The sequence below is a fragment of the Streptomyces sp. AcH 505 genome (genome assembly GCF_000818175.1).
Classification (GTDB): Bacteria; Actinomycetota; Actinomycetes; order Streptomycetales; family Streptomycetaceae; genus Streptomyces.
This window is the reverse complement of record NZ_JTIY01000001.1, coordinates 338,543-357,647: the sequence shown is the minus strand read 5'-3', so window position 1 is coordinate 357,647 and position 19,105 is coordinate 338,543. Positions and strand designations below refer to the sequence as shown.

General features: G+C 69.4%; 22 protein-coding genes. 1 reads left to right on the top strand and 21 read right to left on the bottom strand.

All coding sequences use genetic code 11. From position 1 onward, the window contains the following. Positions 1-2: 2 nt before the first annotated feature. The 14 genes from HY68_RS01625 to HY68_RS01565 all read right to left on the bottom strand — a co-directional run bounded on the left by HY68_RS01625 (position 3) and on the right by HY68_RS01565 (position 14,400). Positions 3-3,605, bottom strand: a complete 3,603-nt coding sequence (locus HY68_RS01625) for a phage head morphogenesis protein (RefSeq protein WP_198533190.1) — start codon at positions 3,603-3,605, stop codon at positions 3-5. 161 nt (positions 3,606-3,766) lie between these two features. After that, positions 3,767-5,242 carry a hypothetical protein gene (locus HY68_RS01620; RefSeq protein ID WP_041983653.1) on the bottom strand — a complete coding sequence of 492 codons (1,476 nt, stop codon included), beginning with the start codon at positions 5,240-5,242 and terminating at the stop codon, positions 3,767-3,769. Positions 5,243-5,257: 15 nt separating this feature from the next. After that, positions 5,258-5,833: an HGGxSTG domain-containing protein gene (locus HY68_RS01615; protein WP_052456989.1), complete on the bottom strand. Its 576-nt coding sequence runs from the start codon at positions 5,831-5,833 to the stop codon at positions 5,258-5,260. Next, complete coding sequence (locus HY68_RS01610; RefSeq protein ID WP_157874272.1) at positions 5,833-6,336, bottom strand: hypothetical protein; 504 nt, start codon at positions 6,334-6,336, stop codon at positions 5,833-5,835. The genes HY68_RS01615 and HY68_RS01610 overlap by 1 nt, the downstream gene beginning before the upstream one ends. An 18-nt stretch (positions 6,337-6,354) precedes the next feature. After that, a complete protein-coding gene (locus HY68_RS01605) occupies positions 6,355-6,678 on the bottom strand; it encodes a hypothetical protein (protein ID WP_041983651.1) in 324 nt (107 codons plus the stop codon). A gap of 6 nt (positions 6,679-6,684) precedes the next feature. Continuing rightward, complete coding sequence (locus HY68_RS01600) at positions 6,685-9,951, bottom strand: hypothetical protein (protein ID WP_041983649.1); 3,267 nt, start codon at positions 9,949-9,951, stop codon at positions 6,685-6,687. 52 nt (positions 9,952-10,003) lie between these two features. Further along, entirely contained in the window at positions 10,004-10,714 is a 711-nt protein-coding gene (locus HY68_RS01595; protein WP_206742976.1) for a hypothetical protein, read from the bottom strand. Between the two features lie 117 nt (positions 10,715-10,831). Next, positions 10,832-10,978 carry a hypothetical protein gene (locus tag HY68_RS42545; protein WP_157874270.1) on the bottom strand — a complete coding sequence of 49 codons (147 nt, stop codon included), beginning with the start codon at positions 10,976-10,978 and terminating at the stop codon, positions 10,832-10,834. 165 nt (positions 10,979-11,143) lie between these two features. Continuing rightward, a complete protein-coding gene (locus HY68_RS41770; RefSeq protein ID WP_041983645.1) occupies positions 11,144-11,689 on the bottom strand; it encodes a hypothetical protein in 546 nt (181 codons plus the stop codon). After that, a complete protein-coding gene (locus tag HY68_RS01585) occupies positions 11,689-11,985 on the bottom strand; it encodes a hypothetical protein (RefSeq protein WP_041983643.1) in 297 nt (98 codons plus the stop codon). Before HY68_RS01585 ends, HY68_RS41770 begins: the two co-directional genes overlap by 1 nt. A 9-nt stretch (positions 11,986-11,994) precedes the next feature. Then, complete coding sequence (locus tag HY68_RS01580) at positions 11,995-12,369, bottom strand: hypothetical protein (protein ID WP_041983641.1); 375 nt, start codon at positions 12,367-12,369, stop codon at positions 11,995-11,997. 281 nt (positions 12,370-12,650) lie between these two features. Next, the gene (locus HY68_RS01575) at positions 12,651-12,872 is read right to left on the bottom strand and encodes a hypothetical protein (RefSeq protein ID WP_041983639.1); all 222 of its coding nucleotides are present in this window, start codon (positions 12,870-12,872) and stop codon (positions 12,651-12,653) included. Between the two features lie 118 nt (positions 12,873-12,990). Beyond that, a complete protein-coding gene (locus HY68_RS01570) occupies positions 12,991-13,791 on the bottom strand; it encodes a hypothetical protein (RefSeq protein ID WP_157874269.1) in 801 nt (266 codons plus the stop codon). 84 nt (positions 13,792-13,875) lie between these two features. Beyond that, positions 13,876-14,400, bottom strand: a complete 525-nt coding sequence (locus HY68_RS01565) for a hypothetical protein (protein ID WP_157874268.1) — start codon at positions 14,398-14,400, stop codon at positions 13,876-13,878. 114 nt (positions 14,401-14,514) lie between these two features. Between HY68_RS01565 and HY68_RS01560 the strand changes: the two genes are divergently transcribed. Then, positions 14,515-15,084, top strand: coding sequence for a hypothetical protein (locus HY68_RS01560; RefSeq protein ID WP_041983633.1), 570 nt, complete (start codon positions 14,515-14,517; stop codon positions 15,082-15,084). A gap of 514 nt (positions 15,085-15,598) precedes the next feature. On the opposite strand, the gene HY68_RS01555 is transcribed toward HY68_RS01560, so the two are convergent. The 7 genes from HY68_RS01555 to HY68_RS43390 all read right to left on the bottom strand — a co-directional run. Further along, positions 15,599-16,099 (bottom strand): hypothetical protein, encoded by a 501-nt coding sequence (locus tag HY68_RS01555; protein ID WP_041983631.1) that lies wholly within the window; start codon positions 16,097-16,099, stop codon positions 15,599-15,601. 64 nt (positions 16,100-16,163) lie between these two features. Further along, positions 16,164-16,718, bottom strand: coding sequence for a hypothetical protein (locus HY68_RS01550; RefSeq protein ID WP_241778450.1), 555 nt, complete (start codon positions 16,716-16,718; stop codon positions 16,164-16,166). A 109-nt stretch (positions 16,719-16,827) separates the two neighbouring features. Beyond that, positions 16,828-17,034, bottom strand: a complete 207-nt coding sequence (locus HY68_RS01545) for a hypothetical protein (RefSeq protein ID WP_157874267.1) — start codon at positions 17,032-17,034, stop codon at positions 16,828-16,830. After that, positions 17,034-17,180 carry a hypothetical protein gene (locus HY68_RS42540; RefSeq protein WP_157874266.1) on the bottom strand — a complete coding sequence of 49 codons (147 nt, stop codon included), beginning with the start codon at positions 17,178-17,180 and terminating at the stop codon, positions 17,034-17,036. The genes HY68_RS01545 and HY68_RS42540 overlap by 1 nt, the downstream gene beginning before the upstream one ends. A gap of 78 nt (positions 17,181-17,258) precedes the next feature. Then, the gene (locus HY68_RS01540; protein ID WP_041983627.1) at positions 17,259-18,023 is read right to left on the bottom strand and encodes a hypothetical protein; all 765 of its coding nucleotides are present in this window, start codon (positions 18,021-18,023) and stop codon (positions 17,259-17,261) included. Next, complete coding sequence (locus HY68_RS01535) at positions 18,020-18,631, bottom strand: hypothetical protein (RefSeq protein ID WP_052456987.1); 612 nt, start codon at positions 18,629-18,631, stop codon at positions 18,020-18,022. Before HY68_RS01535 ends, HY68_RS01540 begins: the two co-directional genes overlap by 4 nt. Continuing rightward, the coding region (locus HY68_RS43390; RefSeq protein WP_198533188.1) for a hypothetical protein at positions 18,628-19,105 on the bottom strand (478 nt) is incomplete at its 5' end. The genes HY68_RS01535 and HY68_RS43390, both read right to left, overlap by 4 nt.

Here is a 19,105-nt window from a genome sequence, read left to right as displayed (position 1 = left end):
GGTCAGCTGGCGCCGGTCTCCGGGTACGGAGTACACCGGCAGTTATGTGCGATGATTCCGTTTGCGAAGTACCAGCCATCCACGGTTTCGAGGTTGTAGACATGCCCAGACCAATTGCTGATCCGGCGAACCTCGATGACGCGATCGCGAGTTACCAGGCCGGCAAGACTCTGAGCGAGTGCGCTTCCCTCTGCGGCATCGGCATCGAGACCTTTCGTCAGCGTCTTATCGATCGTGGTGTCACGCGTCGGACGCGTACCGAGGCTCGTCGCCGGGCCGTCCCTGATGGCCTTATCGGCAGCTACCTCGAAGGCATCTCGGTCAAAGCGCTCGCGTCCAAGCACGGCCTTACCCGTGGCACCGTCAACCGGATGCTTGGCGAGGCTGGCATCGATCCCCGCGACCGTTCCACCGCGATGACGCTGCGATGGCAGCGGGCCAACGAAACTGAGCGCCGACGGATGCTCGACGCAGCGCACGCCGCTTCCCGAGGTACCTCTGGCACCGTCGAGTCGAAGGTCGAACGCGCCCTCACTCGAAGGGGCAGGGTTTGCAGCCCGCTGGAATCGGAGCTCGGTTCCCTCCTGACCGGCTTCGGGTACGAAGTCGAGTTCGGCGTTCCGCTCGACACGTACAACCTTGACCTGGTCGTCTCCGGCACCGTCGCCGTGGAAATCTTCGGCGGCAAGTGGCATGAGTTCGGTACTCACCGCGCCCGATTCGCCGAGCGCTCCCGTCACGTCCTCGATGCGGGATACAGCCTGGCAATCGTCTGGGTAGATGGCACTCGCTACCCGCTCAACGTCCGCTGCGCGCAGCACCTCGCGACCCTTATTCAGATCACCCGCGGGCACCCAGCCATCGGGCGTCAGCACTGGGTGATTCGGGGTGACGGGTACTTCTTGGCCGCCCGCGAGGACGATGGTGAGAAGGTCCCCTTCGTAACGGCGAGCGGTCGTCGCGACGACAGGTGATCCCGCCACCATCACTCCAGCCGGGAAGCAACTCGGGTGGCCGGGCGGGATCATGTCGCCGCTGTTGAACGCCTGGTTGATCGGAATCGCCCCGGCCTCCGAGTTGGTCATGCAGACCGCGCACACCCGGTCGTCGACGGCCGTCAGCCAGCTCTTCTGGGTGATGCCGTTGAGCCGGTAGGTGTTGAGCGACGCTGTCGAGACGGCGCGGGAGATTTCCGTGACGGCGACGCGCTCGGCCCAGGCCGGATCGGTGAGGACGCCCCGCAGGGTGCGGCCGAGGGTGTCTGCGCTGTCGCCGCGTGCCAGGGCGTCTGAGAGGGCGTTGGCGAGGTGATCCATGCGCGTGGCGGCTACCGAGCGGATGGTGACGCCGGCGTCGTCCAGGAGCTGTTGGAGGCCGTTGGTGGCGCCGTTCGACGCGACCAGCCGGGCCGCGTCGGGGTCGCCTGGCTTCCAGTTGTCCCAGTCGACTGTCGAGTGACCGGCCAGCACGGCGCCGGCTGACCGCTCGCCGATGATGAACCCATCGGTCTGCATGTCTCGGATGATCACCAAGGCGTCGATGAGCCGCAGGTCCTGCGCGGCGAGCCACCCTGACGCGTCGTCGGCGGGCGTGATGCGGGCCTGATCACCGCCGGAGCGCTCGACCCCGCCGAGATCCGGTTCGTCAGCCTTGACCGCGATGCCCCGCTGGGCAATCCACCGTTCGGCAAGTGCCCGGGTGTCAGCTGCCGCGCGCATCGCCTTGATCAGCCGAGGCTTCCAGTACGCGACGGCCTTGATGTCCGGGCCCCAGCCGGGCCAGTCCCGGACGCTGTCAGGCTCCCGCGCTTTTGGGGTCGCATCACCACCAGCGAAAAGGACGTGATCGTGATTCATCAGGCCCAGGTCGGGTGCGTCGGCCTTGGTGACCAGCGAGAATCGGAAGGGCCGCGCGGGTGAGGGGTTCTTGCGTGCCCACCGGCGGTATGCACCCAGCTCGGCCTTCACCGCGGTAGCACGGCCCGAGTCCACGTCCTCGTCCTCGTCCTCGTCGGTGTCGTCGGCCCCAGCGGCCGAGCGCGCGGCGGCCGGGGCAGCCGCGGCGTCCTTGGCCTCCTCCTGGTCCTCCGCCTTGGGCGGCATCACCAGGGCGCCGGCCAAGGCGTTATCAGAGGCCCCCTTCAGGAAGATGACACCCGAGGTGGTCTGCACCATCGGCATGTCCGCTTCGGGGAAGTCGTACCGCGGCATCCCCTGCTGGTCCCGGTCCTCGTTGAGCGTGATCCGGGCCGAGCGGATGCGGTTTCCGGCGACCTCGTCTGCCGCGCCGGCGTCCTCCTCCTCCAGGCCGAGGAACCGGAATTCGAGCTCGGGCGCCATGCGCAGGTGGAGGCGGGAGATGTCGGTGATCAGCTCCTGGAACCATCGCAGCGTCGGCAGTGTGCCCTTGCGCTGCTGGACGTCGGCCTGGCCCTCGTGCCAGCCCGTACTGCCCAGGCCGCCCTGCTCGGTGAAGCCCAACTCCGCCATCGTCGTGTCGAAGTGCGACGCGATGAGCTTGATCAAGAACAGGTCGTACTCCGGGCGGTACCTCTCGGCGACGTCGGGCTGCGTCTCCAGTTCCATGCCCGGCGGAAGGACGCGGAGCCGATGCCGGGCAGCCGTTGAGCCCGCGTACGCGTCGTTGAGGTAGACCTCGTATTCCTTGAGCTGGGCGGGCGTCCACTGGTTGGCCGCCGACGACCGCAACAGACCGGCCGGGACAGTGCCCTCCGTGTACTCCGCGCGGATCCACTGCCGGCGGCGGAGCCAGGTGTCGATGTCCTCCAGGGCCTGCTCGACCGCGCTGTACCCGTACAGGGTGTGCGCCCGTACGTTGCGCCGCTTGTAGACGAACTGGTCCGAGAGGTACCCGTTGAAGACGTCGCCGTTTTCGTCGGCGTCGGCCACGAACTCCCCGCGCGGGAATCCCCAGAGCAGCTGCTGATACGCGGGGTTGGGCGGCAGAGGCCGACCACCGCGGTAGTCCCTCAACGGCTTGATCGTCGACCCGTCGATGATCTCCAGGGCGTACAGGTCGCCGCTGTAGGTCCGCCGGGGGTAGATCGAGAGGGCGTCGAGGACCAGGTGCTCCTCGAGCGCCTTGCCCAGCCACTCCGAGAAGTTCTCGCCCTGCCCGCGGTCCGGCTTCTCCCAGAAGGCCATGCACCGGGAGATCTCGCTACTGAGCTTCTGCCGGAGGGCCTGGTCGACCTCGTGCCGGGGCTGGTCGGTGCCGGCCTGCGCGGCCTCGATCGCGCCCTTGGTGAGCGTGATCGTCCACTCCAGCCCCGCGACCTCGGCCTTGCGGATCTCGATGCACCGGCGCGCGAGGCCGCCGGCGTCGGCCGCGTCCCGGAGGACCTTCCACGGCACCAACCGGTCACTGACCCCGGGCAGGTTGGAGGAGACCGGGTACTCGTTGAAGCGGGGCTCGGGCCGGCCGGAGTCCGGGCGCAGCGGATCGATCGCCGACGGGATCAGCGGCATGCCCGGGCCGAACGCCACCTGCGGGTCAACCCGCGGCAACGGCGCCGAGACTCCGGTGACCTGGCGTCCCGCGACGACCGTGCTCAGCAGCGCGGCGACCTGGTCCGGGGTGAACACCGCGGCGGCGCCGGCGGTGGGGCTGACGGCCTTGCGGATGTCGGATCCACGGCGGGCACGGGAGCGCTTGGCCACGGTCACCCCCTCGCGGTCGTGGTGCGAGCTGTGCGGGCGGGTGCCCGCCGCGTCGGCGTACGCATGCGGAGCTCCCGTGGATGGGGTCAGGCGGCGGCGTAGTCCTTCAGCCAGTCCAGGGCCTCTTCAGAGCCACCGGCCGGTGTGTAGAAGGCCAACAAGAGCGCGTCGGCGTTGTCCGGTGATCGGCCGAGGCGTTTGATCGTCTCGGCCTTCGGCTCCACGACGACCCGGCCGGACGCGTCGAGGATGTACTTGGGCGCGGTGAGCTGCGAGACGAGACGCTCCCGGTCCATCTCCTCGAGCTCGGACAGGTCCCAGCCCTGGTCCTCGGAGAGCTGGCGGCCGATCTGCCACCAGATCTGTGACCGCAGCCGCAGGAACCGGTCCGGCTCGGTCGATGCCTCGGACACGTTGACCGGGACGATCTGGGCGCTGTGCAGCCCCTGGAGCCCCTTCTCCCGGAGGCTGCCGGCGATGCCCCAGCCGATGCCGATCGAGTCGATCTTCACCGTGGCGGGGCGGGCGAGCTGGATGTATCCCAGGATTTTCGTCGTGGCGAGTACCGGGTCCTTCTCCCGGAACTTCCACTCCCGGCCGACGACCATGCCGCGGCGCTCCCGCACCACGGTTTCATCGCCGCCACCGCCCATGTCGATGCCGAACTCGATCGGCATCTGGCGCTCCGGCGGAAGCGTCGACTCACGCGGCGCGTGGCAGGCGCGCACCTTCGACAGCCGTACGACACCGTCCTCGGCGTCGGACGGGAACTCGCCCTTGACCTTGGAGATGTAGGTCGGCGATTCCTCGCCGAACTCGGCGAGCATGTCGTCGACGTAGTCCTGGCTGACGAGCATCGGCCGGATCTCGTCCGGCACTTCCTCATCGGTGAAGTTCGGGGTGTCGAAGGCGCTGATGTGGATGACGTTCCAGCGCGAGTCGGGCCCGCAGTTCTTCGCGAACTGGCTGCTGGGGTCGTCTGGGTTGCCGATGGCGAGGATCCGGCAGTGCTCGCCGGTCGCGATCGACATCGCGGCCGTCCAGAACTGCTTGTTCACGCCGCACGCCTCGTCGAGGATCACCAGGACGTACTTGGCGTGGATGCCCTGGAACGCGTGCGGGTTGTAGTCGGACGGCTTGCGGCCGAACGCAATCAGCCGCTTCCCGAGCTTCCAGTCCGTCTCGTTGATCCGCCCCATAAAGGGGTTACCGCGCGCCTCCGCCCGGCCGAAGGCTCCGTTGATCTCGGACCAGAGGATGGCGCGGACCTGGTCGCCGGTCGGCGCCGTGGTGACGACGCGGGCCTCACCTGGCGGGTGGGTATCCAGCCACCAGCACACGAGCTGCGCCGCGTTGAAGCTTTTCCCAGAGCCGTGGCAGGAGTGGACGGCTGTGAGGCGGTGATCTCGGACGCTGTCGGCGATCTCGATCTGCTTGGACCACAGGAACGTCCCGAGCTTGGCGTCCGCCCACTTGCCGGGCGAGGTGGCGTACTCCTCGGACTGGATCTCTCGCTCGCCGGCCTCGTCGAGCATGTCGGCTGCGAGCGCGAGAGCATCCATGGCTACCTCGCTCGGCTACACCGCCCGCAGGTGGCGGGCGGCGATCTGTTTCGCCTCGACGGCCGCGCGCCCGGTCACCCCGGCGTGAGCCAGAGCGGCTTCGATCGCGGCGATCACGGCCTTGGCCTGTGCCTCGCTGATGGCCGCCAGCCGCTCATCGATCTTCAGGCGGCCGATGACGCCGAGGACGTTCACGCTCCGGTCCATGGCCCGCTCGTACAGGGCGACCTCGGAACGGAGCTGCTCAGCGCCCTTTTCGTCGGTGAACCGGACGGCGTTCAGGTCGTTGACTCGGTCGGCGAGCGCGTCCTTCCAGGCGAGGACCTGACCGGCGAGTTGAGACAGCGCGGTGAGCGGGTTGTCCACCGGCGCGACGTTCAGCCTGGCGAGGGCGCGCTCGGTGTCCTCCATCAGCTTCGTCTCGGTGATGCGCCGCTCGGCGGCGGCGAGCGCCTGGGGGGCGCGGCCGCCGTGGACTCGGCACACCTTCTGGCCCTTGAGCGCCCAGCGAAGGCACGGCTTGCCGGACCGCTTAGCTGTGGCCGTGCACTTCCGCTCGGGCGTGGGGGTGGTGAGGTTCGTCGGCGGCATCAGAGCTCCCCGACGATCCAGTGATCGGGGAGCACCACGGGGGCCGGAGCTGCGGCGCGCGGCTCGGCCGGGGGAAGCGGCTCCGGCGTGCAGTCGCAGCCCGTCAGGTCCACCTCGTTGGGCGCGGTGCAGTGGCTCTGATGAATCTGGGTGGCGGCGTCCAGGGTGATGGCGTGGGCGGCGCAGGCGTGGACAGGCCGTACGAAGTCGTCGCTGCCGGGCAGCGGCGGGAACGTGGGCGTCGGGAGCTGCGGGTCGGCCAGCTCCGCAATCCCAGCACGCCGCAGCCGCTCCAGCCCGACTTCGTAGTCGAGCTCCACATCGTCCAGCCGGCGCTGCCAGTGGACCACGGCGTCCGCCCCGCACAGGGCACAGCTCGGGGCTACCGGGGCTGCGGGGCCCTCCGGTGAGGTAGGTACGGGCGTCGGGTCGGAAGGGGCGTTGGTGGGCGGTCCGGGGAGGCCCGGTTCGGTGGGGCTGGGCGGCGGGGTGAGGGTAGCCACGCTGCACGTCCTCTCAGGTCAGGTGATGGCGAGCTGGCCGACCGGAAGGACGGGCACCTCGGGGGAGTCGCTGATTCGGATCCACATTTGGTAGCGGCCGACGGCCAGCGCGGGGCCGCTGCCGGCCGGGCCGACGAGGACCTGCGCCCGGTAGGAGTGGGTGCCGGGGATGGGGTCGTCGCCGTCCCAGCCGCCCGTGTACCAGGTGTCCGGGCGGCTGGTGCCGATCGCAGTGAAGGCGAACGCCACCACGTCGTCGGTCGGGTTGTAGGGGACGCCGCGCCTTGTTGCCGTGACCTCGGCCTGCACGAATTCGAGGGACAGAGACGAAATGCTCTCCACGGCGCCCTACTTCCTGATCGTCCAGCGGCCGTTACGGATCCGCGCCGCCCACTGGCTCTCCGTGGCTCGCGCGGACCAGCGGACGAAGGGTCCCCGCACGCTCACGGCAAGGTTGCGGAAATGGCCCGGCGTGAACAACCAGGCGAGCGCCGGGCTCAGGGAGACGGCCACGTCCAGCGCGCGGGTGTAGTACCGGCCGGAGCGCACTCCGGCGAACGCGTTCGCCACGGCCCGGAGGGGGCTGGTCACGATGCGGCGACGCGCCGTCGGCGTGACGCTCGCCGTTCCCCGAAGGAGCACGGTGGCGCGGCGGCCCACGAACCCGCCGATGGTCACCGTGGCGGCCAGGACCAGGCGAGCCGCCCCGCTCACCCCTGCCCCCGCCACGATGAGCACCTGGGCGACCAGGGTCTGGGTCAGCGAGCGCCGGGCATCCGGCTCGGCCAGGGCAACGGCGGCCCTGCGGAGCTGGCTGCCGCGCTCAGTTCGGCCGACAAGCGTGATGCTGCTCGCTCGGGCGATGCCGCCCAGTCGGGTCAGCTGTACGGACACCGCGGTGGCCGCAGCCACCGGCCCAAGGGCGAGCCACCGACGGGCACCACCGGAGCTGAGGACGACGGCAGCCCGGGAGAGGGCGGTGCTCCGAACCGTGGCGGCCGTAGTCGAGGACGGCGCCGTACGGCTGATGCTCGCCGCACGGGCCAAGAGGCTGCCGATGCTGGTCGCCGTGCGGAAGGCCAGCTGGGTGCTTCGGCGTGCGGCGGCCGCCGATGCCACAGCAGCCCCCGACACCAGCGCCGTGCCCCTGGATACAACCGGGGCAGCGCTGACCACAGCCGTCACGAGGATCCCTCGGGCCAACTGCAGCGTGCTGCTCGCGGAGGAGGAGACGGCCGCGTCCAGCGATCGGAAGTACGCATTGCCCCGGGCGACGAAGCTCGCGCTCGACACCGACACCGAGTGCCTCACCGCGGTTGCCCGGGCAACCGAGCCGGCCACAGCGGGATGGGCGCTGAGTACGAGGGATCCTGCCCGTCGCAGAGCGCCGGCCAAGGTCACAGATCCCGCGAGGTGGGCGTCCATGCGGCGCTGGGACGCGGCGGAGGCGCCGACTGCCCCTGGGCGGGTGACAGCGATCCTGCGGCCTACAGCGGCCGACACCGTGGCGGCGGCCGCGCGCACGAGCTGCGCGGCGCGAACGGAGCCAGGTGTCGTGGTCACCGGCGCCGAGCGGGTCAGCAGGACAGAGCGCGCGGCCTGCGCCGTGCCCGAGGCGGGCGCGGATCGTCGGAGTGCGGTGAGGCGCGCGGTCCCGCCGGTCAGCAGCACGACGGTGCCTCGGGACAACACGCTGAGGCGCGCGACGGTGTTGCTCGTCGCGACCGTGGCGGCGAGCAGCAAGATCCTGCCGGCCGATCGCACGGCTTCACCGGTCGTCGTCACGGTCGTCGACCAGGAGAGCCGAGTGGCGCGACGTGTCGCGGCCGCCGGAGTGACGGATGCTGTACGGGCCAGGATGAGGGCCCGGCCGATGCGGCCCGTGCCTGAGCAGGCAGCGGCCATCGTGGTGGTCAGGGACCGCGTGACCTTGGTCGACGTCATGATCGACGCGGCCAGGAGCCGGAGGAACCGGCTGGCCTGCGAGGCGAACGCCCCGCCGGTGACCGCGGCTGTGCGGGGGAGTGATGCGCGGCGCCCGACATTGCCGGTTGACGATCCGGAGGCGGGGAGCGGTAGCAGTGTCGTGCCGCGGCGGGCCGTGCCGAGCCCGACCACTACGGCGGGCATCGCCTGGAGCAGGGTGCTGCGCCGCGCGCCCGGGGAGATTGCGGCGGCCGCAGCGCGCGCCAGCACCGAAGCTCGACGTAGCCCGAGACCTGTCACGACGACCGCGAGGGCGGTAAGCACAGCGAGGCGCCGCGCCATGGCCACGGTGGAGACGTTCGACTGGCGGGCGAGCGCCGTCTGACGCAGAGTTGAGCCGCCTCCGCTCACGGTGGAGCCGCGGGGTAGCTGGCTGGCCCGCCCGGTCCCGCCGGCCAACGTCAGCGAGGCGGCCGCGCTGACGGTGAACAGGGCGCTACCTGCCGTGTTGACGTTGTCGAACTCGCCGACGTCGTTGGTGCCGACGTCCCGGTGGCACTCCATCGCGAACGTCAGGTTCTGATATTTGACCCATGACGGGGCGGTGGTCAGGGTCCTGCGGTTCGTCCAGGTGGTCCCGTCTGGGGAGGTGTCCCAGAAGACGCTGTTCCCGCTGTGCCGGATTCGGACCCACTGGTGCGCGACAGGGTCGTACGTGATCTCGACAGCGCTGCCGTCGAAATACGCGGTGTTGTTGCTGAACCTGATCTTGTTGGTGACCCGGTTGAACAGGACTCCGATGTACGACCCGTCGATACCGCTGAGCACCATGACGTTGCTGTAGGCCTCAGCGCTGGTGCTCGCCGCCGGGAGAGTGGGGACTTGGACGTAGACGGCGCTCTCGGTCAGCTGCCACTGCGCGACGCTGCCGTACCCGCTGTATACGCCTGCGTCGCAGTCGATGACTGCTCGGCCGCCGGTCTGCGTGTGGGTGCCGTAGGAGTTGTCCCACTTGGGGGCGTCGAAGGAGCCGTTGAAGTTGTCGATCAGCCCTTCGATGAGCGGCGCGAACAGGCCGTCAGCGGACCCGTTGGTGAACTCCACCCAGCCCGGGAGGACCGTCGGCCCGCTCGTGCCCCCAGTCCCTCCAGCGGCGAGGTCGGGGACGCCCGTGTTGCCGTAGTTCATGGTGGCCGTGTAGGCCGTGCTGCCAGACCCGAGCGCCCGGTAGCCGAACTCGACCACCAACCGGTCGCCCACCTGAATCGCCGTCGACGTGACGGGCAAGCCCGTAGTGCCGTTGCCGGTGGCTGTCGTCGTAAATTCAGTCGCACCGTTGTAATTCGCGAGGAGAGTTCCTCGGACGGTGTCGGTGTCGCCGGCGGTGATGAACACGTGCGCGTATGCGTTGGCGTTGAGGCCGGCATTGTTCTCAACCCGGCCCGTGATCCAGGCGATATTTCCGCTGATGGTGCCTGCGGCGACCGCTGGAGCGGAGATCCACCGACCCCAGAGGACGTCCAGCGGATTCGTGGTGGCGCCGACCGCCTGCGCGATCGTCGTCGCTGTTCCCGTCGGCCGGCCTGCGAGGAGCCCGGTCACGGCACCCGTAGTTTTTTCGAAGCCGCCGCGGATCGTCGGCGGCACGTACGGAGCCGTCGCGTTGGCGAAGTAGAACCGCGTGGCCACGGGCCCCCCTCACCTCGTCAGCAGGGGCGTTGACCAGCAGGTTGTCGGCGGGCTACGAGAACTTGGTGGTGAGCGTGTAGCTGACCTGGTCGCCGTTGGCGAGGGTCTGGGATCCGTGATCGGCATGGAAGAACAGCGAGCCGCTCGTCACGTTGGTGACGCCGGGGATGTTGCCGCCGGTGACCGCGTCGTTGAGCGCGATCGTCGAGATCGCGGTGGTCCCGTTCTGCGCGCGGGTCACGGTCAGCGTGTTGGTCGAGATCGCCGTGATCTTCATGACCTCGGTGCGGATCTGGATGTACTGGTTGACCGCGAAGTTCGCCCCATTGGCCACGATCAGCGACGTTGCCGAGTTCGAGCCGATGACCGTAGAGGACGTCTGGACGGCGTCGACGGCGGTCGGCTTCGACGCGGAGTCGGACAGCGCGACCTCGGCAATCGTCTGACCGCTGCCAGAGGTAAAGGTGCCCACGACCTGGTAGGTGTCGTTCGGGTTCGTCGTGGTGACGATTGAACTCGTTCCAGCTACGCGGCTCTCAGCGGCCTCCTTGAACAGGGCGATGTCCTTCTGCGCGGCGGTGAGCGCCGCCGGGTTGTTGCCCCAGCTGATGTTCAGCGGCTCGGCCTGCGTCGGCGTCGAGCCGCGCATCCGGCTCGCGATGATCTCCAGCCCCTTGAAAGTGACGACAGCACCCATGCTCAGCTCCTTCGGTTCGATCGTGCGATGCGGCGATCGGCGAGGTGCCGGCCGACCAGCTGCCACCAGAGCTGGCGGCCAGGGGACTTGTACTGGGCGGAGACGACGCCGTGGTCGTGGACGGTGCCGTCGACACGCCTGACGACCATGCGGAGCTCCGTCGATGTGGGCTGCTCGGCCCTGCTACTTGGCATGGTTCGTCTCCGGGGGTGAGGGCAGGAGCTTCGCGCGCTCGGCGCGTACGGCTTGCAGGGCCTGGGTGTACGGCTCGCCGGTGACGGCCTGCCGTTCGCGTGCGGCCTGCTTGTCGGCGGCGCTGTTCTTCGGCACGCTGCTGCTCCTGGTCAAGGCTTGCTTCCGACGGCGGGCAACGGCCTTGGCCTGCCCACATGTCGGCTTCTTGGTCGGCCCGTCGAGGACCTGCACGACCACCGCCCGGCGCCGATCCCGCCGCTGCCGCCGGTTGAGCTTCTGACCACCCATACCTGAACCGCCCTACCTGGCCGCGCGCGAGACGAACTTGGCGAGTAGGGCGACAGATGCCTGGAGCCGGTCTGCGTCCCCGATCAGCTCCAGATGCACGGCCGGGCTGCCCGAGGCTTCGCCCTCCGGCCAGTGCCACGTACCGCCCTCATCGCCGCTCTGGCACCGGGTATTGAAGAAGACTCCGGTCGGAGTGAAGATCGCCAGATCTGCTTCCCAGAAACCACCCGTGCCGTTAGGACACCCGCCGTACGGCCTGGTGGTGGCCGTGTCGGGAACCTCAATCACAAGGGCGTCCCGGCACTCAGACAGGTACTCGCCCCCGGGGGTGCCGTACGACCGGTAGTGGACGATGTTGCCGACCTTGGGCGCGTCCGGGGTCGTGTCCATCTGCTGCTCCTGGTCCTCGGTGTGGGTGCGGTAGTGGTCACGCAGGGCGCTGAGGTCCAGGTCGAGCACGGCCGACGTGCTCGTCGTCGGCCCCAGGTTGAGAGGAACCTCGATCGACGCCTGGCACCTGCGGCAGGCGACTGCGATGACGTGGGGGAGTGCTGCCATCAGTTGGTGCGGCGCGGCCAGGCCCAGGTGCCGTCGTCGTCACCGCGGTGACGGGAGGTGACCCACAGGGTGTCCGGGCCGTCGAGGAGGACCTGGAGGTTGCACGGGGCGTCAGGGCCCTCGGCCCATACGCGGACGATGACCGCGGGGAACACGTCGCCAGCCGCGACCTCGTTGCCCGGACCACCAGCACGTCGGGCACGGACCTGGGCAGCGTCCTTGGCCGTGACCCGGTACTCGACGATGCGGTTCGGCGACGGCGACGGCACCGGGAAGAAGATGTCGGGCTGGGACATTGGTGCTCCTCAGGGCGTAGCGGTGCTGGCCGGAAGGGCCAGCTCGAATGCGACCAGCTCGGTCACGGCCGACAGACCGATGCGCGACGGGTGCGGGTCCCAGGCCATACGTCCGCCGGCCCAGACCACTGCGTGGGTGGTGCCGCGCAGCGACGGGCCGAAGGCCAGGCCGAGGCCCACGGCGGCGCGCGGCGGCATGTATCGCACGCGGTAGCCGCGCTCCCGGCCGAACATCTGGAGACGCAGGGCCCAGTCCTTGTACACGGCGAAGTGCGGGACGTCCTCGAGGTCGAGGTCGAGTACGCAAGCGACTGCGGTCTGCAGGCAGTTGCCAGGCAGTCCGGACGGATCGTTGAGCAGGATCGTCTGCGTGAGCTCACGCACCCAGAGCTCACCGCCTCACCTGGGTGGTCAAGGAGCGCCGCCGTTCCGGATTTGAACCGGTGCTGGCGCCAGCTGGGACGACTACTTCGTCTGCCGGCGGCGTCCTCGTCTGTGGGATCCGCTGCTCGGCCCATCACCCCGCCCAGGGGCGGGCAGCTACACGGGCTGGACAGCGGACGTGTTGGTCGCCCGTCGCCCGGCCGACGACCCTCGGCGTGACCCGGCGACGGACAGCCCCGCTCTGCGCCCGTGGGCGGGCGCCGAGAGGGGCGATCAGGGGGTCAGGCAGGGGCGTAGACGCGCCGGGCACGCTCGCGCGTCGCCTTCTCTGCGCGGATGACGTCGACCGCACGGAACAGCGGCTGTCCGAGGTGGTTGCGGGACGTCTGCTTGAGGTGACCGCGGTACTTCCAGTTCCGGACGACGTTCGGCTTCACGCCCGCGGCCTGGGCGGCCTCTTCGGCTGTCCACAGGGTGGTGGTCAGGTCTCCGGAAAGGTCCATCGCGGCGACTCCCTTCGCAGCACTTCTGGGAACGCAGAACGGCCCCGCTGCTCAGCGGGGCCGTTCTGGAAGTGCGCACACTGCTCCGTCGCCAGGATCATGCATGACGTGCAAGCCGTCAAGCTGCGGTTTCTCCCGGCGTGGCGTCAGCCTTCTCCCCGGCCCGCTGCGTGAGCTCCTTCACCCACGCGTCGTACTCGACCTGCGTGAGCAGCGCGCGGCAGTCCGGATCCTGGCACTCAATGAACGGCCTGTCGTCGACCAGGCGCAGGTCCCGCGACTCGGCGAGCCACGGACCGAGGCACCGTTTGCAGGGGGCGAGGCGCTCGACCAGGCGCTGCTCGTCGCGCGCCGTGTAGCGGAGGGCCATACGGTGCCAGTGGGCGATCGTCGCGGCCGGGTTGCCGGACTGGACCGGTGCACGTCCCGGCTCCCGAAGTGCCTCGTGGGACTCCTGGGCGAGCGGATGGTCCGCGAGGATCCACGGCAAGTGACTGCGGAGGACGTGGACGGTGTGGGTGATGCGCGGGCCCTCGCGCTCAGTGTCCACGGCGGCGTCCGGGGCCCTGAGTCCGCGGAGTCGGAGCGTCTCGTCTCGCAGCTCGACCATGCCGCCGACGATCAGGTCGAGCAGCAGCCGGGCCGACTGGCCCGGCCAAGGCGTCGTATCCGTCGGGGCCGAGTGCAGTGACGACGTCGCCGGCGACCGGCTCCCGTACAGGGCCTCCAGGGTGATCGCCGCGAACAGCTCCGGGAGTTCGGAGAGGTGACGGTCAGCCCGGTCGACGCAGCTTCGGCAGTGGACGGGGTCGCCCCAGGTGACGGGGACGTCGTGTGCGGTTCCGTGCTGGGTGAGGGCTCGCTCGGCGCGGCGCCAGGTGGTGTTGCAGGGGCCGAGGCAGGGGGTGGGAGTAGGCATGTGGGGCCTCCCGGTGTGCATGAGGGTGGTGAGGCCCATTGTGGCTCTAGATGATCACTCAGCAGCGTGAGCGGACCCACCGCCTCACTTGCCCGCGGCGACTCCGTCAGCGTCCTTGTCGCACTTGGTGAGCGCCTTCGTGACCTGGGTGGGGTTGGGCATCGATGACTTGTCGATGGTGTCCAGGGTATTCGTCTGGGCCCACTGGTTGATGGCGTCCGCGGCGGCGGCGGCGTCCTCGCGCCAGGCGGTGATGCTCGCCGGCTCGTCGGCGGCCGTGAAGTGCTTGTCGGCCTTCGTGAACTCGGCGAGATAGGACAGATCCGCGAGGGTCTTCTGCTGCCAGGCTCCGAACTGGGGCGTGCCCCAGGCGGCTTGGCCAGCCGCAAGTACGTCGCGGTAGTGCTGGGTGTTGCGGCGCAGGGTGTCGGCCGCAGCAGTCCGGGGTTTCTGCGGCGCGAGCCTGGGCTGCTTCGACACAGCGACATCGCTAGGGCTAGCTGTCGGCGGCGGCGTGACCGGATCGGCCGAGGGGCTGATGCTGCAGCCGGCGGATAAGGCGATGGTCAGGAGGGCGGCGGCCGCCGTGGTGTTACGTGCGATGTTCATGGCGGCGATCGTCCTGGTGCAGGGCTGTTCCTCGCGTGTCGGTCACTAGGTTGTGACGTTGCGTTCGAGGACCATTCGAGGTCAACCCCGGGGACGGCAAAGGATGATGCCTTCATGACGGACGGGTGGGGAACAGTTGTCGCCGCAGTCATCGGCTTTGCGGGACTTTTCGTCGGGCTGCTGCTCGGCAGACGGCAGGTCCGGGATCAGGCTCAGGTCGAGCACGGGCAGTGGCTGCGTGGTCAGCGTCAGCAGGCGTACCTCGAGTTCCTGAACGGCTGGGAGCGGGCCGTCGAGGACATGCGGGCACTCGTGGCTGGCTGGGATGACTGGTGGCAGGGAGAGGACGCGGAAGACCCATCTATGCAAGAAGCCTGGGCGCACGGCATCTCTAGAGCGTCTTACAGCTTCCAACTATCGGCGGAGCGTCTGTTGGAACGGATCCACCTTCTGGGTCCTGACGCGATGGCGATTGCTGCGAGCGACATGCAGGAGCAGCTGGTTGGCATGCGCAACGGGATCATGGAAATGCTGGCCAATGAACACGAAGCAGGTACGTCCGCCCCAGCGCCGTCGTACCGCACGGCCTGGCTTGCGACAGTAGGCGTCCGATACCAATTCCTTGCCCGGTCGCGAGAGGTGACGTTGACGGCGCCAACCACCGGTCGTAGGCGCCTGGAATAGAGACCGTTGAATGCGGCTTCCGAGCTGGCCCTTCGTAGTTGCAGCCCCGCCGGCGGGGTGGGGGCTGGCGGGGCTGCAACACCCGCCGGGTGGACGGCGGGCCCGGGATGACCGCGCGGGGTGCTCTGCTGGTCTGGGTCCAGCTGCGCCACTCATGGCGGGCTCGCACCGCGCGTTACCCGAGGTACACCAGAATACGTCCGAGAAGTCGCGGGCGTCCGCAGGATCAAGAAATTTCAGTTCACCATGCACGCGTCCTAGGCAATGTCGAAGCAGCGTCGGCTGTTCCGTGGCGCGGGTCCTTGCCCCCGGTGCAGGCTCGGCATGATCCGAGGAGGAAGCTCGCGCCGTCTCCTCCGCGCGCAGCACGCGGGCCGGGTCATGGCGGGCGATGTGGGCGCGGGTTTCGGGGCGCGGGATGAAGGCGACCGTGCCCGCGTTGAGGTCGTCGCGCAGCGTGCCATCGACGTCGAAGTTCCGTCACTCCCGCACAGGGGCCAGCGCCGCGCGGATGTCAGGCTGAGCCGTCGTAGTAGCCGTCGAGCCGAACGTTCAATTCAGCCAGGTCAGGGTGATCGGCGACCTCGCGCGCCTCGGCCGTTTCCGTGGCCTTAGCGACCGCGCGGAACGCGTTGCCCGCCGACGTCGCGGCTACCGCAACATCGCTCAACGACGCGACCACGTGGCGGGCCTTCCACGCTGCGATCGGCACCACGGTGACCAGTTCCCCATGGGCTCGTTCGATCTCGATGAGCCACGCCATGAGGTCCGGGGTGTCGAGTCCAGTCGGCGGCTGCAGGTCGGCCAGGAAGGGGTGCTGTTCGATAAGCACGGACGCCGCTGCACCACCGGCCACAAGGAGTTCGTGAGCGGGGATGACCTGTTCGCTGAAGATGTCCTGCCCCGTCATGTAGTTGAGCAGGGCGCCCATTCCGTCCATGCGGGTGCGGGACAGGAGGCGGCGGGTGGTGATGCTGAGCACGTCGGCCAGGGGGAAGCTCCGGGACTTGCTCATGGGTTCGTCCTCTCGTGGGCCGGTCCCGCCGCGCAGGTGCACGACGGGACCGGATGTGGATAGGTCAGAACTGGCCGTTGGCGAGGAGCTCGCCCTTCTTGTCGTACACGGTGACCAACCCGTTGTCCGAGTCTTTCCAGTCGGCGAACGCAGAGGCCAACAGCTTCCCCTCACCCTGGTGCGGGCCCATCATGCCGCCGCTGTAGTTGGTGTAAATGTCGGCCGAGTCCAAGATGTCGTTGCGCTTGTCGGCACCCTGGATCTTCGTGACGTGCTTCGCGGCGGCCTTCTCCGTAGCAGTCCCGTTCTTGGCGACGAACGCCTGGAACTCTTCAGCCTGGCTGAGGTCCTTCTTCGGCTTGGCCTCGTCCTTCGCGTCATCCTTCGCTGGAACTGCTGCCCTGTCCGGGGCGGAGACGCTGGTGTCGGACTTGTCGCCCCCACCACCGCCGGCCGCTGCGGCGATCCCGATGATCGCGACGAGCGCGACGACGCCGAGACAGCCGAGCCCGACGATCTTCCCGGTCTTCTTCTTTTTCGGGGGCTGCGGAGGCTGGTACGGGGACGGGGCCTGGTAGCCGTAGGGCTGCGGCGGCTGGTTCGGGTACTGCTGGGACATGCAAATTCCCCTCGAATGGATCATGTGAGCATTTAGTGGGGGGTGGGCGAATCTATCGGTACGCAGGGGGTGTTGAGAGCGGATTGCCTCAACCAGGCCCCGTTCGGGGTCAGTGGGGGATCGGCGGCGCATCCCTGATGGCCTGCTGGATGTCCGCGTCGTGCTGCTGATCCGGCGTCAATTCCGTGGCGTCACCCGGCCGGGCGATGGTTCCGGTCGCAAGGCTGACGCCCCAGACGATCGCGACGAAAATCGCGAGGAGCGTCAGGCAGGGGTGGCGCTGGGACCAGGTACCGCATTGCCTGCGCTGCGCCATCACCTGCCGCCCTGCTGCTTCGGTGTCCCGGGTGCGGGCTGCTGCTGCTTCGGGTAGTGACCGCCGCGTGAAGGGCTGTACACGGTCTCGTGCTTCGAATCGGCGTGCGGCCCACCCGGGGTGGTGCTGATTTTCGGGAATGCCATGCTGTGCGTCCTGTCTCGTCGGCGGGATAGGAACCGGGTGCGGCCGTGGTCTTGGCGGATGGCGGCCGCACCCGGGGGTCAGCGGCGCGGCCGGTGCTGGCGTGCCGCGCGGTCCGTCATCGTGATGCCCCAATCACGACGGTCCACGATCGGGCCGTTGTTGTCGTTGTTGGCGGGCTGACCTGCGGCAACAACAGATCTAGAAGGGGTCTCAGCAGGGGGGAGAGGGGCAGGGAAAGGGTCGCCCTTCACCCCGGTTGAGGAGCCCCGCCCACGCATCCGTACGGGCTCGACGGGGATCGCCCACGCGGCCAGGGCCTCGCGGACCCGGTCGGGGGTGGTGTCGAGGACCGTGGCGAGCGCGGTGATGTGGGCGTGCGGAGTGCCGACCTCGGTGACGGCCAGGCGCAGGTCTTCGAGGGACGGCAGCGGAGGGAGTCGCGGCAGCTCTCCCACGGGCGCGGCCGGCTGCTCCGTCTCCGCCGGCTCGTCGACGGGCTGCTGGGGCTCGGCCTTCGGTTCCCAGTCCTCGCGGCCGGTCCGGTACGCGGCGATGAGCCAGGCGATGAGGAGCGGCCAGAGCAGCCACCGTGCAGCGTCGGCGCGGCGGAGGAGCCCGCGGCCGATGCTCATGCCGATGTTGCGGACGATCACGACGAGGAGGATCAGCAGGCCGAGGCGTAGGAGCCAGGCCATGCCGGAAGCCTCGCCCAGCCACTTGGTGATCGCCCGCCAGCAGGTGCTGAGTCGGCGGGCGATGCGTCGAGCGATGAGCCAGACCAGCCGGTCGGAGCCGCGGGTAATCCGGCGTACGGCGTCGCGCAGCCACTCGGACGTCGTCATGCGAACACCTGGCCATGCACGACGCCTTGGATGATCATGTCGCCCAGGTTGTTGGCGCCGGGGATGACCATGTTCCCGATGTACGCGAAGAGTCCCGTGCCGATCGTGAGCAGCGCGCCCGCCAACACGCCCTTCTTGAAGCGGCCCTTGATGACCTTGGCGAACTTCTTACGGAGCACGAACAGGACGAAGACCAGGACGGTCACCACCAGGGCGCCGCTTCCGTTGAGTGCCGGGGCGGACGCGGACGCGATGGGCGCCGCGTGCTGGCCGGTCATCCAGTCCATGACGAGTCCGCCGACGCCGTTGCCGCCCCAGCGCAGGACTCCGGCGGCCGAGCCGAGGAGGCCTGCGGGGCAGGCGACCATCAGCGTGCCGAAGGCCAGGCCGGACCAGAACGGGATGAGCGCCTGCGGGTCGCGCGCCTTGCCGGCCGACTCGACCGGTGCGCCTTTCCCCTTCCCGCCGGCGACGGCTGCGCCGCCACCTCCGCCGCGCCACCAGGCGATGTGCTCGACGGCGAGGAGACCGATACCGACGGCGAGCCCGGCAGTGGTCAGGGTGGTGCTGGTCATGCTCGCGGGGAGGACCGCGGCGATGGTACTCACGGGCGTACTCCTGTGAGGAGGTAGACGACGGTCGTGACGGGCAGGGCGAGGACGGTGGCGAGGGTGAGCGCCCAGAGGAGCGTCCGGGCGGCGGCCGCCCGGATCCGGGGCGCCCAGAGTTCGGGGGCGGCGCCGGCGGCGGCCACGCGGTAGACGTTGTCCGCGTAGCCGACGACGGCGAGCGGGACCAGGGCGACGACCCACGCGGCGGCGAGTCCCGCTTCGGCGCGGCAGGTGACCAGGGCCGTGTCCCACCAGCCGGTGAGCGGGAGGCCGGCCAGGATGCACGCGGCCTGATAGCCGGGCCGGGCCCGGATCCACCAGGGCGGTCCGGGCTCGGGCTCGACGGGTACGGGCAGCCACGCCGACGGGTCCAGGTGGACGTCGACGTGGACGTGGATGTCCGGCGGTCGCGGCGGGGCGGGCGGCGCGGGCGGGACACGGGGGGTGGGCGGCGCCGCGCGTCGGCTCCAC